At 57.6% G+C, this 14426-nt stretch carries 14 protein-coding genes and 1 pseudogene; 13 read left to right on the forward strand and 2 right to left on the reverse strand.

Annotated features, from left to right (window positions below):
- The 8 genes from GNZ13_RS41655 to GNZ13_RS41690 all read left to right on the forward strand — a co-directional run.
- Positions 1-651, forward strand: a 651-nt coding sequence (locus GNZ13_RS41655; RefSeq protein ID WP_172176164.1) for an LLM class flavin-dependent oxidoreductase, incomplete at its 5' end; no start/stop codon positions are given.
- 28 nt (positions 652-679) lie between these two features.
- Positions 680-2242, forward strand: a complete 1563-nt coding sequence (locus tag GNZ13_RS41660) for a carboxylesterase/lipase family protein (RefSeq protein ID WP_172176166.1) — start codon at positions 680-682, stop codon at positions 2240-2242.
- A 267-nt stretch (positions 2243-2509) separates the two neighbouring features.
- Positions 2510-2827, forward strand: coding sequence for an SMR family transporter (locus GNZ13_RS41665; protein ID WP_172176168.1), 318 nt, complete (start codon positions 2510-2512; stop codon positions 2825-2827).
- A gap of 85 nt (positions 2828-2912) precedes the next feature.
- The gene (locus GNZ13_RS41670; RefSeq protein WP_172176170.1) at positions 2913-3647 is read left to right on the forward strand and encodes an SDR family NAD(P)-dependent oxidoreductase; all 735 of its coding nucleotides are present in this window, start codon (positions 2913-2915) and stop codon (positions 3645-3647) included.
- A 41-nt stretch (positions 3648-3688) separates the two neighbouring features.
- Positions 3689-4450: an SDR family NAD(P)-dependent oxidoreductase gene (locus GNZ13_RS41675; RefSeq protein ID WP_172176172.1), complete on the forward strand. Its 762-nt coding sequence runs from the start codon at positions 3689-3691 to the stop codon at positions 4448-4450.
- A 587-nt stretch (positions 4451-5037) separates the two neighbouring features.
- Positions 5038-5508, forward strand: coding sequence for a cupin domain-containing protein (locus GNZ13_RS41680; protein WP_172176174.1), 471 nt, complete (start codon positions 5038-5040; stop codon positions 5506-5508).
- Between the two features lie 44 nt (positions 5509-5552).
- Positions 5553-5987, forward strand: a complete 435-nt coding sequence (locus GNZ13_RS41685) for a DoxX family protein (protein WP_172176176.1) — start codon at positions 5553-5555, stop codon at positions 5985-5987.
- 313 nt (positions 5988-6300) lie between these two features.
- Positions 6301-6945: an NADPH-dependent F420 reductase gene (locus tag GNZ13_RS41690; protein ID WP_172176178.1), complete on the forward strand. Its 645-nt coding sequence runs from the start codon at positions 6301-6303 to the stop codon at positions 6943-6945.
- Positions 6946-7562: 617 nt separating this feature from the next.
- Here GNZ13_RS41690 and GNZ13_RS41695 read toward each other — a convergent pair.
- Positions 7563-8948, reverse strand: a complete 1386-nt coding sequence (locus tag GNZ13_RS41695) for an LLM class flavin-dependent oxidoreductase (RefSeq protein ID WP_172176180.1) — start codon at positions 8946-8948, stop codon at positions 7563-7565.
- A gap of 125 nt (positions 8949-9073) precedes the next feature.
- Positions 9074-10198 (reverse strand): LLM class flavin-dependent oxidoreductase, encoded by a 1125-nt coding sequence (locus GNZ13_RS41700; protein WP_172176182.1) that lies wholly within the window; start codon positions 10196-10198, stop codon positions 9074-9076.
- Between the two features lie 484 nt (positions 10199-10682).
- On the opposite strand from GNZ13_RS41700, the gene GNZ13_RS41705 reads away from it, so the two are divergent.
- The 5 genes and pseudogenes from GNZ13_RS41705 to GNZ13_RS41725 form a co-directional block, all read left to right on the forward strand.
- Entirely contained in the window at positions 10683-11759 is a 1077-nt protein-coding gene (locus GNZ13_RS41705) for an amidohydrolase family protein (RefSeq protein ID WP_172176184.1), read from the forward strand.
- The gene (locus GNZ13_RS41710) at positions 11752-12090 is read left to right on the forward strand and encodes a metal-sulfur cluster assembly factor (protein ID WP_172176186.1); all 339 of its coding nucleotides are present in this window, start codon (positions 11752-11754) and stop codon (positions 12088-12090) included. The genes GNZ13_RS41705 and GNZ13_RS41710 overlap by 8 nt, the downstream gene beginning before the upstream one ends.
- Before the next feature lie 32 nt (positions 12091-12122).
- Positions 12123-12968: an alpha/beta fold hydrolase gene (locus GNZ13_RS41715; protein ID WP_216675234.1), complete on the forward strand. Its 846-nt coding sequence runs from the start codon at positions 12123-12125 to the stop codon at positions 12966-12968.
- Positions 12969-13067: 99 nt separating this feature from the next.
- Positions 13068-13910 carry a pirin family protein gene (locus tag GNZ13_RS41720; RefSeq protein WP_172176190.1) on the forward strand — a complete coding sequence of 281 codons (843 nt, stop codon included), beginning with the start codon at positions 13068-13070 and terminating at the stop codon, positions 13908-13910.
- Between the two features lie 136 nt (positions 13911-14046).
- Positions 14047-14426, forward strand: a pseudogene (locus GNZ13_RS41725) (hypothetical protein); the annotation flags it as partial.

The following is a 14426-nucleotide window of genomic DNA, read 5'->3' on the forward strand; positions in this document are numbered from 1 at the left end:
CAATCCCATGAGGAATTCGACTTTCACGGGGACTTCTTCGATGTCGTGCGTGGATCGTCGATGCCAAAGCCTGTCCAGAAGCCCTATCCGCCGATCATGAATGCAGGTGGATCGGAAAGAGGCCGGCGATTTGCGTGCGAAAACGCGGATATGTGCTTCCTCATCATCCAGTCTGAGTCGCCTGCGTCGATCCGGCGGCAGGTGGACGAGTATAAGAGCCTGGCGAGAGAAGAGTTCGGCCGCGAGATCCAGGTGTGGACCAATTCGATGGTGATGCAGCGTGATACGCAGGCGGAGGCGGAGGCCTATTACCATCGCTGCATTGTTGAGTATGAAGATAAGGCGTGCGTCGATGCGTGGATGCAGATGCAGCAGGAGCACGCAAAACTCATGTCACCTGAAGCATTGAAGGCTTTCCGTCAACGAATGGCTGGCAGCGGCGGCGGCTTTCCGCTGATAGGCTCCGCAGAACGCATCGCGGAGCGCCTGGAGATGCTGGCGGACTGTGGTCTCGACGGCATTCTGCTGACCTGGGTTGATCCGCTGGATGGGATCGAGCGCTTTACCCGCGACGTGCTTCCGCTCATGGAGAAGGCTGGCCTGCGTGCGCCTTTCACCGCACGGTGCAAGGACGAGATGAGTCTGACATGACCGCTCACCGACATGTGAGGAGCTAAATATGAACGAGATCGTAACAGTAAGCCAGGGGCAGTTGAAGGGGGAGCCATCCGTGGACGGGGAGGTGACCGCGTTTCGCGGCATTCCCTTCGCGTCGCCGCCCATTGGAGATCTGCGCTGGCGTGCTCCACGGCCTCCGGCTGCTTGGACTGGGCTGAGAGACGCCACGCGCGCGAAGCCCATTGCGATTCAACAATCGATGTTGGGTAATTCGCTTCTGCCCTTTGGCGATGAGCACCAGTCAGAGGATTGTCTGTACCTCAACGTATGGACGGCGGCCACGGATGCCGGAGAGCGACGTCCGGTGATAGTCTGGATTCACCCCGGTGGCTTCCAGTTCGGATCAGGATCGGCTCCCTTCTTCGATGGTGATGCATGGGCGCGTGACGGGGTGGTGTTCGTTACCATCAACTACCGTTTGGCGAAGCTCGGCTTTCTCGCCCATCCCCAGCTTTCTGTGGAAAGCGACGAGGGTATTTCCGGCAATTACGGGCTGCTCGACCAGATCGCGGCGCTCCAATGGGTGCGGGATAATATTGCTGAGTTCGGCGGCGATCCCGGATGCGTGACCATCTTCGGCATTTCTGCGGGCGCCTCCAGCGTCAGCCTGCTGATGGCATCGCCCCGCGCACGCGGCCTGTTCCATCGCGCGATCGCTGAAAGCGGTGGAAGTTTCGGTACCGTGGCAGAAGATAGCGGTGTTGCTGATCGCTGGCAAACTCTGGCGGCAGCAACGCGGTCGGGTAAAGCCTGGGCCGACGGTATCGCAGGCGGCGCTAAGCTGGACATCCGGACGCTCGACGTCGATACGATCCGGACAGCGAGCAGTGTCGACGGCACCAATATGCAGGGAATCTTTGACGCGGCCCAACCAATTGTGGATGGGGCGGTGCTGCCGGCTGGAAGCTACCAAATTTTTGAGAGCCGGCAGCAAGCTGCTGTTCCGCTTCTCGTCGGCTCCGTCGCGAATGAGGATCTCGTGATTGGTTTCTCCCCCAATCTCACCGCCTATCGCGCCTACGTTCAGGCTGAGTATGGAGATAGTGCAGAGCGGTTCCTTGCGCTTTACCCGGCGGCGACAGACGCGGAAGCGATCGCCGCTAGCCTAAAGGCCAATAGTCACCGCGTATTCACCTGGCAGAATTGGACATGGGCTCATCTTCACGCTGCAGCTGGCCACGACGTCTACTACTACCAGTTTCAGAAAGCCCCCCCGGTGCCGGCTGATAGTTACGACGAACAGGCATTCCCGAGGCCGCTGGGAGCTTTTCACTGCAGTTCTATCTTTTTCAGTTTCGATCGCTTTAGCCTGCGAAATTGGCCTTGGCAACCCGGGGACTATGTCCTGGGCAAGACCATCCGCGCTGCCTGGGTGGAATTCGCCCGTACCGGCCGCCCGGCGGCGAAGGGTCTTCCAGATTGGCCGGCTTTCGATCCAGCCGCGCCGCGTGTCATGGCGCTCAACGATGAAATCGGCTTGACCCATGTGCCGTGGCTTGAGCATCTCCATTATTGGGATGCGCACTATGGTGCACGACGTGCTGCGACCTATGCTACCGGCTAGATGGCGACGTACGTTTTTGGCAAAGTTGCTTCGGGATTTCAGAACGGGTTGGGGCAGCCACTTAACAACCAATTTATAAAATAACATGATAAGGAATGCAAATGATGAAAGACTGCATAAATCCTTGATTTTGCGTCTGCCGCTATGCCGGGCGGTATGAATTCGACGCGTTGAATCGGGCAGGTTGACGCAATTGCTGATCAAGACAATGTGCTCGGAGACCTGTGGCGGAGGGCACCGCTGATATTCATTTTGGGAAGAAAAGAAATGCCTGTTAGCTATGTAATGGTCGCGATTGCCATCGCTGCCAATCTTGTTGCCGTCTATTTCATGAAGCTCTGCGCTGGCATGACGCTGCCATGGCCAACCCTTGCAATGCTTCTCGCCAATATGCTGACGCTTTGGTTTCTCGGGCGAGCGATGGTGGCCGGAGCGCCGGTTAGTGCCGCAGTGACAGCGCTGACCGTTGGCGTGATGATCGGCTCGTTCTTCATAGGTCTCTCTTTCGGCGAACGGATCTCGCTTGTTCAGGGAATTGGTGGGGTGATCGCTATCGCCGGTGTTGTCATTGGAAACATGGCTTAAGAGATAGAGTCTTGCTCTTTTATCTGCCCGGTGGCAAGTGAGATCAGATCTTGTGCCAGGTACTGGAATTTGCTGGAGGGGACACATGACATCGTTGAAAGACAAGGTAGCAATCGTCACCGGTGCGGGACGTGGCATTGGTCGCGCTATTGCGGTCAAGCTTGCGCAATGCGGGGCTGACGTTGTTTTGGTCGATCTGGAAGCCCCAGCCGAGTCGGCGAAATTGGTGGGATCATCGGCGATGGCCTTCGCTGGTGACGTCTCAATCGAAGCCACATGGGCCAAACTCGGAGATACCATAGACCAAAGGTTCAATCGTTTGGACATCGTCGTTAACAACGCGGCCGCCTTTCCGCGCGGCCTCATCGATGAGTTGGACTTCGACACGTGGCGCAGGGGGTTCGCAGTCAATCTCGATGCGCATTTCTATAGCGCGAAGTATTTCGTGCCACGTATGCGCAAGAATGGCTATGGTCGCTTCATCGCCATATCCTCAAATTCGATCGGCATCGCCGAGCAGGCACTTAGCGCTTACATGGCGACGAAAATGGGGGCGATCGGATTTATGCGAGGTCTCGCTAATGATGTCGCCGCCGACGGCATCACTTGTAACGCGATACTCCCGTCTCTGACCGATACGCCTGCGACGGCTGGCATGCCGGAGGACGCCAAACGCACAGTCTGGCAGCAACAGGCAATCAAGCGATTGGCGGAACCGCGGGATATTGTCGGTCCGGTCGCCTTCCTTGCGAGTGACGAGGCTGGCTTTATCACAGGGCAGGCGTTGGTCGTTGACGGTGGGCTCTATAAAATCAGCTAAGTGCAGCCGATCAACCGCATCAACTATATGAGAGGACAACCATGACAGGCAGGCTTCAGGATAAGGTTTGCGTTATCACAGGTACGGGTGGGAGCATGGGACGCGCCGCAGCTTTGTTATTCGCACGAGAAGGCGCGCGCATCGTAGGGTGCGATATAGACGAGGTAGGCGGCGCGGCCACGTTGGAGGCAGTGCTCGCCACGGGCGGGGAAATGGTCTCGCGCCATCCCTGCAATCTCACTCATTCGGATGAGTGTCGCGCCTTGGTCGATCTCGCCGTTGAGCGCTTCGGCCGGATCGACGTACTTTACAATAATGCAGCGATGGCCTATTTCAACTGGATCGAGGATATTTCAGATGAAGAATGGAAGCGCAGCTTAAACGAGGAGGTAAGTCTCGTTTTCTTCCTTACGCGCGCCGCTTGGCCGTACCTTAAGAAAAACGGCGGCACGATCGTCAATACCGCCTCTGCGAACGGGCACACGACGGTACGCACGCTAGGCTCTATGGCGCATTGCACATCAAAGGCCGGTGTCATCGCGATGACGCGCCAGATGGCGATGGAAGGTCGTGAATTTGGCATCCGTGCGAATTCCATCTCCCCGGGATTGACTGAGACCAACCAAACCCGCGAGCAGCTCAATAATAAGGAATGGGCCGATCACATGCTCGGTCGGATTATGCTCGGACGCGCCGCAAAACCAGAAGAGGTGGCGCAGGCGGCACTCTTCCTGGCTTCCGACGAGAGTTCCTACATCACCGGCACAGATCTTGTCGTGGATGGTGGAATGCTTGCTTGGTGATGCGTTATCAACGCTATTGCAGAGCGAGATGCGGATGACAAACGTCCCGGAGGGAGCCGTAGAGCGCACTATCACGGCAACGTGGCGAAAATCCGGAAACTTGTTCCGCCCGTTCAAGGCTGGTGATGCCGAAAGATATATCGACCGCTTAAGCTAGGCCGAGCAGGGGCGTTGTTGCATAAACTGTTCAGGGCGGGGCGTGCTGGCGTCGGCACGCGACATCTGGAGCCGGCGCTCTGTTAACAATTGGGATTCCTGCGTAGATTACGGAGGTCCGTCCGCATCGCCTGAATCCGGGATCACCGGGATACCTTTGTCTCCAAAACTAGTTTAGGCAGTAACGTCGCGCGGAGCAGCCCTTTCACGCCTTGAGGCCTCGTCCGGCCCCTGAGAACATGTCATGGACCTTTTCGACCAAGCCGTTCTCATTTTGCAGTCACGGTGAAAAGTCTGAAGACCCGAAGGACGTTCACAAGATTCGATCGGGCCATCTGGATTTGCTGTTGGACTCGATGTGAAGACAGTATTAGCTTATGCGGTATGGACTGGCACGCATTGCCTTAAGGGCATGACGAGTCGGTTGGTTAATGTCTATCTATAAGAAGGAGACAGAATATGGCAACGGTGCAAACCCGTACCAAGGCTCTGATGTGGGAAGGCAAGCCCTTTTCTATTTTTGGTCGTTATGGAAACGTCGAGAGCCTCGTACCCGCACTACCGGCATCAACTATCTGCGCGTACGGCTTTCAGCTGGGGGGCAGTGGCAGTACACGCTGCCGCCCGGCTACGACATCGCCTGGCTGAGTGTTCAACGTGGTGAACTTCACGTCGCCGATGAACTCATCTCCGACGAGCTTGTCGTGTTCGGTGAATCCGAAGACGTCATTGAGTTTACGGCGGACAAAGAATCAGAGTTCGTCCTCGGCTCCGCAGTCGCACATCCGCACGAACTCGTGCCTGGACACTACTCCGTTCACACCTCATCAGAGGCGCTGCGTGCGGGGGAAGAAAGAATTACGCAGATCGGGGCACAAGTCGGTCGCGTCAAGCAGGTTTAGGTTACTCCCATCATCAAGCCGAAAATCCCTCGTGGAGAATTGAAATGAACACCTTGAGTTACTCGAGCAACGACGTGAGCCTTTTTGCGGGGCGTCTTCTCATGGCAGTAATATTCGTTATCAGCGGCGTGGGAAAGCTTATTTCGCCGGCCTCTACTATCGGGTACATCACATCCTTGGGGTTGCCTGCACCGCTGTTGGGGTATATCGGCTCAATGTCGCTTGAACTGGCATGCGCAACGTTGCTGATCCTCGGTTACCGCACTCGTGTCGTAGCGTGGTTACTGGCGATTTACTGCGTTGTGACTGCGGTTATCTTCCACCATGCGTTGGCAGACCAGAATCAAATGTTCAACTTCCTCAAGAATCTCGCCATGGCGGGCGGTCTTCTGGCCTTCTCAGCCTGTGGCGCGGGCACAATCAGTCTCGACCGTCTGAACACTCGTCGTGCTTCGACTGTGGCACCGTCCACGCTTTAGTCGCATTGCTCGATCCAGTAGTGGTCGGAAAGACGTTCAAGCAGTTCCCGACATTACGCACGGGACACCGATCCGCGGTGCCGGGAACATGTTGCTCCGGCGCATCATCGTTTGCATGAGCTTATCAGAAACGGATATGTAATAGAAGTGATTACACATTTTTGGATTCCTGCTATGTTCACCGTCGCTGTCCGCACACTCAGTCGCGCGCACGGGCAGGCGCGTGTGTCGCGGGTATTCGTTGCCGCGGTCTTCGGGCAGTGGTGGCCACGGCGGCCTGAGCCGAACTAACTGACTGACGGAGGAGTAACGTATGAGCATTGGCATCATCGGCGCGGGCGCGCTCGGATCGAACCTGGCCCGGGCGTTCGCCAAGGTGGGCATTTCGGCCATCATTTCGAACAGCAGGGGCCCAGAATCCCTCGCGGGCTTGGTCGAAGAACTTGACCCGATGATCAAGGCCGGTACGACGGAGGAAGTAGCCAAGGCGGATATCGTCTTCGTCGCCATTCGCTGGGTGGATTTGAAACGAGTCCTTGGAGGGCTGCCCGCATGGAACGGGCGCATTGTCGTCGACGGCACCAACCCTGTCGAATGGATCGACCCGGACTCACCGGAGGCAAATGACCCGAGCAACCCGTTGGCTGCCTACGGCATCAAGCCAGTCGATCTCAGCGGCCGTCACTCGAGCAGCGTTGTCCGCGATCTCGTTCCTGGTGCGCGTCTCGTCAAGGCATTCAATCACCTCGATGTGAACGTCCTCCCCACGCCGGAAGTGTCTGGTGGAAATCGCGTGCTCTTTTACTCTGGTGACGACGTGGATGCCAAAACGACCGTCCGCTCGCTTATCGCGAAGACTGGTTTTTTCGCAGTCGATCTTGGAGCGCTCGATGTCGGCGGCCCACTAGCGTCGTTGCCGTTTGGCCCTCTGGCTGGGGTGAGCTTCGTCAAAGTGTGAGGCGAAGGGATGGTCCAGCCGGGCACGCCCATGTTGAGAGACCGGACTCCGGTGTTCAGGACGAGCGCTGCCTGCAGCTTGCCGAGTGAGCGGCGGGCAACGTTGGCTTAGCCGGGCAGTTTGGCTTGGCCGGCGGGTACCCCAGATGCCGAGTCATTCTTGTTGATATGACGGTGGCTGGCGAATAAAGCGTCCGTGAAATATTTGGTAGACACGACAGTGGGCAATTCCGATGACGTCAGAACGGCTGCCACGAAACGTTCGAACCTTTCGGACGATTATCGGTGTGCGATTGCCGTGATGACAATTGAGCTATGGGTATCCGTTCACGCATCGCGCGAGAACACGGCTTGAACGACAATATGGTGTTCAAGTGGCGGTAGCGAGTCAGGAAGGAACTTGCCGCGAAGGAGCACGCTGTGACGGCTACCGTCGATTGCGAATTGGAAGTCGAACTAGCCAAACTATGCGTGCGCGTCCGGGGCGTGTCGCCAGAGTTCACCGAGCGGTTTCTGCCGGCGCCTCGGCATGATTTCCCTGAGGCACGAGATCTACCTTCGTAGCCATAGTTCAGAAGTGCCCCGTCATCCGGCGTTTGCCACCACACCACGATGCTCCTAGGTCTCCACCGCCGAGGGGCGGAAACGCGCTCCATAGTGATCTGCTCGCAGCCGAGGTCCGGTCTCCGGAAACAGCTGTTCGCGCATTGTGCCTTCCTTATAGGCAGTCTTGAAGGCACCCCGTTCCTGAAGACGTGGGATGACCAGATCTATGAAATTCTGAAGATTATCGGGCTCGACGGTACGTACGAGATTAAATCCATCGACATCGGCTTCGTCGCGCCATTTCAACAACGTATCGCAGACCTGGTCTGGCGAGCCCACAATGAACGCCTCTCTTCCACCGACATTGGCGAAGCGCGCGAGGTCGCGCAACGTCACTTTGCCCATGTCGCCGGTAGCCCGCATGGAATCGGCGATGGACTGGACAGCATTGCTTTCCACCACGTCAATCGGTCCATCGGGATCGTAAAGCGACAGATCCACGCCGAGCCAGGTAGAAAAAATCGCGAGATTTCCTTCCTCGCTTGTGTAACGCTGATATTCACGGACCCGATCGCGCGCCTCGTCTTCGGTCGCACCGACGATTACGGTAGTTGCATTGAACACTTTGATGGAGTCCGGCGCACGTCCGGCCGTTACCGCGGCTTGGCGATATCGCTGAGTTGTTTTCTTGGCGAAGTCGATGCTGTTGGTGGACATGAAGCTGCATTCCGCATGTCGACCCGCGAAGGCAATCCCTCGGGATGAGGCACCAGCCGAAAAGAGCAACGGTGTCCGCTGAGGCGACGGTTCACACAGATGAATGCCGTCGCAAGAGAAATGCTCGGAACGATGATGAATCGTATGTACCTTGGAGGGATCGGTAAAGATCCCGCGCGCACGGTCACGAATCGCCGCGCCGTCCTCCCAACTGGCTTCCCAAAGCTTGTAAACAAGATCCATATACTCATCTGCAACATCGTAGCGGGCGTCATGTGAGACCATCTCTCCTTGCCCCATAGCTTTGGCGGTAGATGGCATCACGCCGGTAACGATGTTCCATGCCAAGCGACCTTCAGTGAGTTGATCAAGCGTCGACAGACGGCGGGCAAGGAGATAGGGTGGTTCATAAGTGGTGTTGCCGGTAACACCGAAGGTGATATGCCGGGTGACGGAGGCCATGGCCGGAATCAGCAACATTGGATCGTTGGCGGGAAAGTGCGCGCCGCTTCGGATTGCGGCATCGGGACCGCCGCCATATGTATCCGGTACACCAAGCGCATCGGCAAGGAAAACGCAGTCAATCAATCCAGATTCCGCCTGTTTTGCGAGGTCGATCCAGAATTTGAGCTTGTTGTAGTCCGCTCCGGTCGACTGCGGGTGCGGCCACATTCCTGCCCATGATTGAGTAGGCGAAGCCATGTAGAAGGCGTTGATAGCGATGTGGCGCTGGGACGTCATGAGACTCTCCAATCTGCAGTTATGCTACTTATGTTTTTGCAACGAGAATGAATAGGCTTGCGCGGCATATGGAGGTTGACCCCGTGTCGGCCTGCCTCCACAAATCGGGAATCTACGCAAAAGCGCTAGTCGGTGAAAGGCGCACGCAGGCCAGCCTTCTCCATGAGCGGAAGCACGTCGTGGGTAAAGCGCTCGATCCCATCCAGCGGATCGACCCAGGTCAGCAGAATGCCGTCGAGACCACAGTCCGCCAGCATCTCCAGGCGCTCCGCGATGCGTTCTGCGGAGCCTATCAGCGGGAAGCCGCCACCGCTGCCAGCCATTCGTTGACGGAAAGCCTTCAATGCTTCAGGTGACATGAGTTTTGCGTGCTCCTGCTGCATCTGCATCCACGCATCGACGCACGCCTTGTCTTCATACTCAACAATGCAGCGATGGTAATAGGCCTCCGCCTCTGCCTGCGTATCACGCTGCATCACCATCGAATTGGTCCACACCTGGATCTCGCGACCGAACTCTTCGCTCGCAAGGGTCTTATACTCGTCCACCTGCCGCCGGATCGACGCAGGCGACTCAGACTGGATGATGAGGAAGCACATATCCGCGTTTTCGCACGCAAATTGCCGGCCTCTTTCCGATCCACCTGCATTCATGATCGGCGGATAGGGCTTCTGGACAGGCTTTGGCATCGACGATCCACGCACGACATCGAAGAAGTCCCCGTGAAAGTCGAATTCCTCATGGGATTGCCAGAGCTGGCGGATAACGGCGAGCCATTCCGACAGATGGTCGTAGCGTCGATCATGTTCCTTGAAGGGCGCGCCGAACATCTCGAGCTCGGGCTTGTTCCAGCCACCTACGACATTAAGCCCGAAGCGGCCGCCGGAAATGATATCGATCGTCGAGGTCTGCTTGGCCGCGAGGATAGGGTGGATCGTGGGGGCATGTGAGGTTGCAAAGACGGCAGAATAGCGCGTCGCCTGGGCAATGCCAGCTGCCCATGTGAAAGGATCCATCGTGAGGCCGGTGGAATCTTCATTGTCACCCGTTACCCAGCCTTTCCAGCGGGCGTAGGAGACAATCGCCTCAAAGCCGGCTGCGTCCGCCATCTGTGAAGTCTTCACCGACAAGTCCCAGGTCGGCTCATAGGCTTCCGGTACAGTCGTCATGATCCCACCCCTGCCATTAATAGCAAAGATGCCGATCTTCATCCGGTTGGCGTTGAAGATCGGATTGGTCGAGCCAGGCATCAATGTTCCTCCTGCAGGTCTCTGCGTATATAGACGTATGCGACGCTCGACCCGGTCGGCGCGTCTTCCTTATGTCGCATAGATTATCTTGCTGTAACGTCATGTCCAACAGCAAATGCAGATAAGGCAATCTAACTTTGAGAACATTGTGCAGATCGACGATGTTTTTACTTGATTTTCTCTTTGATCGAAAAACGAGAATGAACTTTCGAAATACGCTATTGCAAAAATTACTTCTACTCCAACAAGCATCGTCCGATAACTCCACTTCATGACGTTGCCTGACACCACTGGCAACGCCGCGCACGAGAGCACTTTATCGGAGTTCGCAATCCTAAGTTAATTTTGTCAGTCGCAGATTGGGTACTCCATCGATCAGAGCATGTCACTTGATCTTGAAACTAGATCACTCTGTCAATTTTCTGTTCTGGACGTCAGTGAAGTCGATTGAGATACTTTCTAACAATCACTGGGGAGGGAAACGATGATTGATGGTCTGCCCGTTTTAGATGCTGTCGTCCACGCCTACAATATGGATGCGGCTAACTACGCCAATCGCTTCGCTGCGCCGTTATGCGATCTCGTCTATGGGTCAGTATTGGCGACGGCGCGGCCTGGCTACGCACCGACGAAGGCGCAATTCTATCGGGACTGGTCCATCAAGGAGGCGGCTGAGCAGGTATTCGTCGAAAGTGACACCGATCTCGCCGTCTATCATGTTCTGCCCATATTCTCGTTCAAGGATGGGTTGTGCAGCCTGGAAAAGGCGATTGAGGCCCAGGCGCGATGGCCGCATCGGTTTATCACTTACTGCGGTGTTGATCCGATGACCGGTCAGGCCGCGCTGGATGAACTGGAGCGGCAGGTGGAACTGCTGCGTCCGGTCGGACTCAAGCTCTATCCGAACAGCTGGGTTGGCAGCGAGATACGCGGATGGAAAATGGACGATCCGGAGATCGCGTTTCCATTGTTCGAACGGGCCGAGAAGCTGGGGATCAAGGTCATTGCTGTACATAAGGCACTCCCGCTCGGGCCTGTGCCCATGGAGCATTACAAGGTCGACGATATCGACCGGGCATGCATGGCTTTCCCCGGGCTAAATTTCGAGATCGTCCACGGAGGCATGGCGTTCCTGGAGGAGACGGCGTGGCAACTCGCGCGGTTCGACAATGTATATGTCAATCTGGAGATCACTAGCGCTCTGGCGGCAAGCCGCCCGGCGGCATTTCTTCATGCGATGGCGGCGCTGATCGGCCCAGGGGGGCAGCATGCTATCGAGCGGATCCTGTGGGGTACCGGAGCTATGGCCTTCCATCCCCAACCGCTGCTGGAGGCGTTCGTCCGCGAATTCGCTTTCCCCGAGGCGCTGATCGAGGGCACTGGTCTTCCGCAACTCGATCTCCCGGCCAAGCGTGCGATCCTGTTCGACAATTATGGTCGAATGACGGGGCTCGATCTCGAAGCCCGCCTTTCCGCTACGCGCGACGACGAATTCGCGCGCCGGCGGCCAAATGGGCCGGTTGCGCCGTTCTCAACTGTGCAGGAGGTTGCCAATGCCTGACACCGCTGCAATTCGAACCATACTCGATCAGGTGGTCGATCCCTGTTCGATTGCGACAGGCCTTCCAATCAGCCTGACCGACATGGGAATGGTGAGGGAGGTAACGCTGAGCGAAGACGGCGTCGCGCACGTTGAGTTGCGCTTGACCAGTCCGGTCTGCTGGCAAGCGGCCAATATCATCGCGCAGGTGGAGCAGGTGGTGGCGCGTGTGCCTGGCGTCAACAAGGTCATCTGCACAGTCGATCCTGCATCGGAATGGACTCCGGACATGATGGCGGCGGGCCCCCGCGCCGAACTGCGCCGCCTGCGGCCGATGGGAGCATTGTCGTGAGCAACGTAGTCACAAGCGAGCAGACATGGCGCGTGCCGCCGGTTGAGGTGGTGCATCGCAGCCGATATGTCGAGGTCGATGGGATGCGCACCCATTATCTTGAGGCCGGCGAAGGGCCTGCGGTCGTGCTGCTTCACAGCGGCGAGTTCGGCGGCGGTGCCGAGACGAGCTGGGAATATCTTGTTCCTGCGCTTGCCCGTCATTTCCGGGTGATTGCCCCCGACTGGCTGGGCTTCGGCAGGACTGCCAAGATTCATGATTTCGACGGCAAGCGGGAGCGTATGCTGTCTCACATGGTGCGTTTCATTCAGCTGATGGCGCTGGACAAAGCGCATTTCGTTGGGAATTCAATGGGGGCAACCTATCTGCTCCAGATGGCTGCCGAAAGGCCGTGCCGTTTGCCGATCGATCGCCTTGTCGCGATTAGCGGCGGTGGTTTCATTCCCGACAATGAGGAGCGCCGCCGCCTGCTCGACTATGACGGCAGCGAGGAAGCAATGGCCGGTCTACTCGCTGCAATATTCGAAGATCCCGTCTGGTATCAGGATCGTGAGTACGTTCGCCGCCGCCATGCACTCAGCGTCGCGCCTGGCGCGTGGGAGGCGATCGCGGCGGCACGTTTTCGCTCGCCACAGGCACCCGTTCGTACTGAGTTCGGCGGCGCCGATCGCACGCCGTACGGGAATATAACAGCCAAAACGCTCATCATGGCAGGGGATCGGGACAGGCTGCGGCTTCCGGGGTTCGCTGTTGATCTCGCTGCGCGTATTCCTGGCGCCCGTGCAGCCGTTCTCGCAAACGCTGGCCATTGCCCGAACATCGAAAGGGCCGAGGAGGTAGGAAGGCTAATCGTCGAATTCTTGACGGCCGACGCCTGAACTTTCTGTTTGACACGCCGTAAGCCGGCAACTTGACTTGGCAAATTGGTAGCGCACGCATCTTCGTTACCCTTTCGCTCCGGCCTTACAAGGGGTCCCATGTCCATTACCGCAGCTATCGAGTCTGACCAGACCCGTGCCATCGTTTATCGTTCCCGTGGCCAGAGCCACGGCTACATCACGCGACTGATGAGTCCGGGTGATCTTGGTCGAATCCTAAAGCCCTTCGTCTTCCTCGATCTCTTTGACAATCGTGGGGACGTCTTTCCGACCTTCGGCCTGCATCCTCATTCGGGGCTGGCGACGCTGACCTACGTGGCCGAGGGTAGTGTCCGCTACGAAGACACAAACCACGCGACCGGTATCCTACGTGCGGGAGGAGTGGAACGGATGCGCGCCGGCAAGGGGGTGTGGCATGCCGGGGGAGCCGGCGATCCGGGCCTGACACGTGGCTTCCAGCTCTGGATCGCGCTGCCTCCGGATTTGGAGCTCGGTCCTTCGGAAAGCGTCTATCAGTCCGCAGCCGACATTCCGCAAATAGGGCCCGCCCGGGTGCTGCTTGGGGAACATGACGGTGCCAAAAGCTCGATTGCCAAAGCAATGTCGATTAATTATCTCGCGGTTGCTCTCAAAGCGGGCGAGCGCTGGCGTTATCAGCCGCCCGAGGGGCACTCTGTCCTCTGGCTGGCCATAGGTAAAGGGCGAGTCTCTATCCCGGAGGTATTGGAACTTGGCGAGATCATTGTCTTCGAACCCGGGGAGGCATCCGTGGATTTCCTAGCCTTGGATGACGCCGAGTACGTGATCGGCTCAGCCGTCCCGCACCCGTATAACCTGGTGCTCGGCCAATACTCTGTCCACACGTCGGCGCAGGCTCTGCAGATTGGCGAGGCCGAGATCCAGCACATCCGTCGTCGCCTCGTTGAGCAAGGGCGCCTTTGAGTGCACGTTGCCCTGGAGATACCTCCACGCAACTCGTGACTGCATTAGAGGGTAACCACAGGTGAAGACGGGGTCTATTGATCGACTCGCGGCCAGCCAGTGCGTCAGGCCCGGCGAACCACCTAAAGGAGACGCAATGACTAACGAGAATCCGGGCGCATCGCGCGCAGCCTACTACGAGCAGATCGCCCGCGAGCGTATGACGCCGCTTTGGGAATCGCTGCACAGCCCCTCGTTCCGAAAACCCCTCAGCCGAAAGCGCGGCGTGCGATCTGGAAATACGCGCAGGTGCGAGATCTCGTGATGCGGGCCGGTTCCCTGATCAGTGCCGAAGAAGCCGTGCGCCGCGTACTGGTGCTCGAAAACCCGGGCCTTCCCGGCAAGTCGAGCATGACGCCGAACCTCTACGCCGCACATGGACGCCGGCATTGCCGAAAACTACCCCGAGGCGACGCAGCCGATCTCGCGGCCCGAGGGTGACAGCTTTGCGCGCTTTGGCCACAACATGGGGCCCGT

The sequence above is a fragment of the Paraburkholderia elongata genome, assembly GCF_013177735.1.
Lineage (GTDB): Bacteria > Pseudomonadota > Gammaproteobacteria > Burkholderiales > Burkholderiaceae > Paraburkholderia > Paraburkholderia elongata.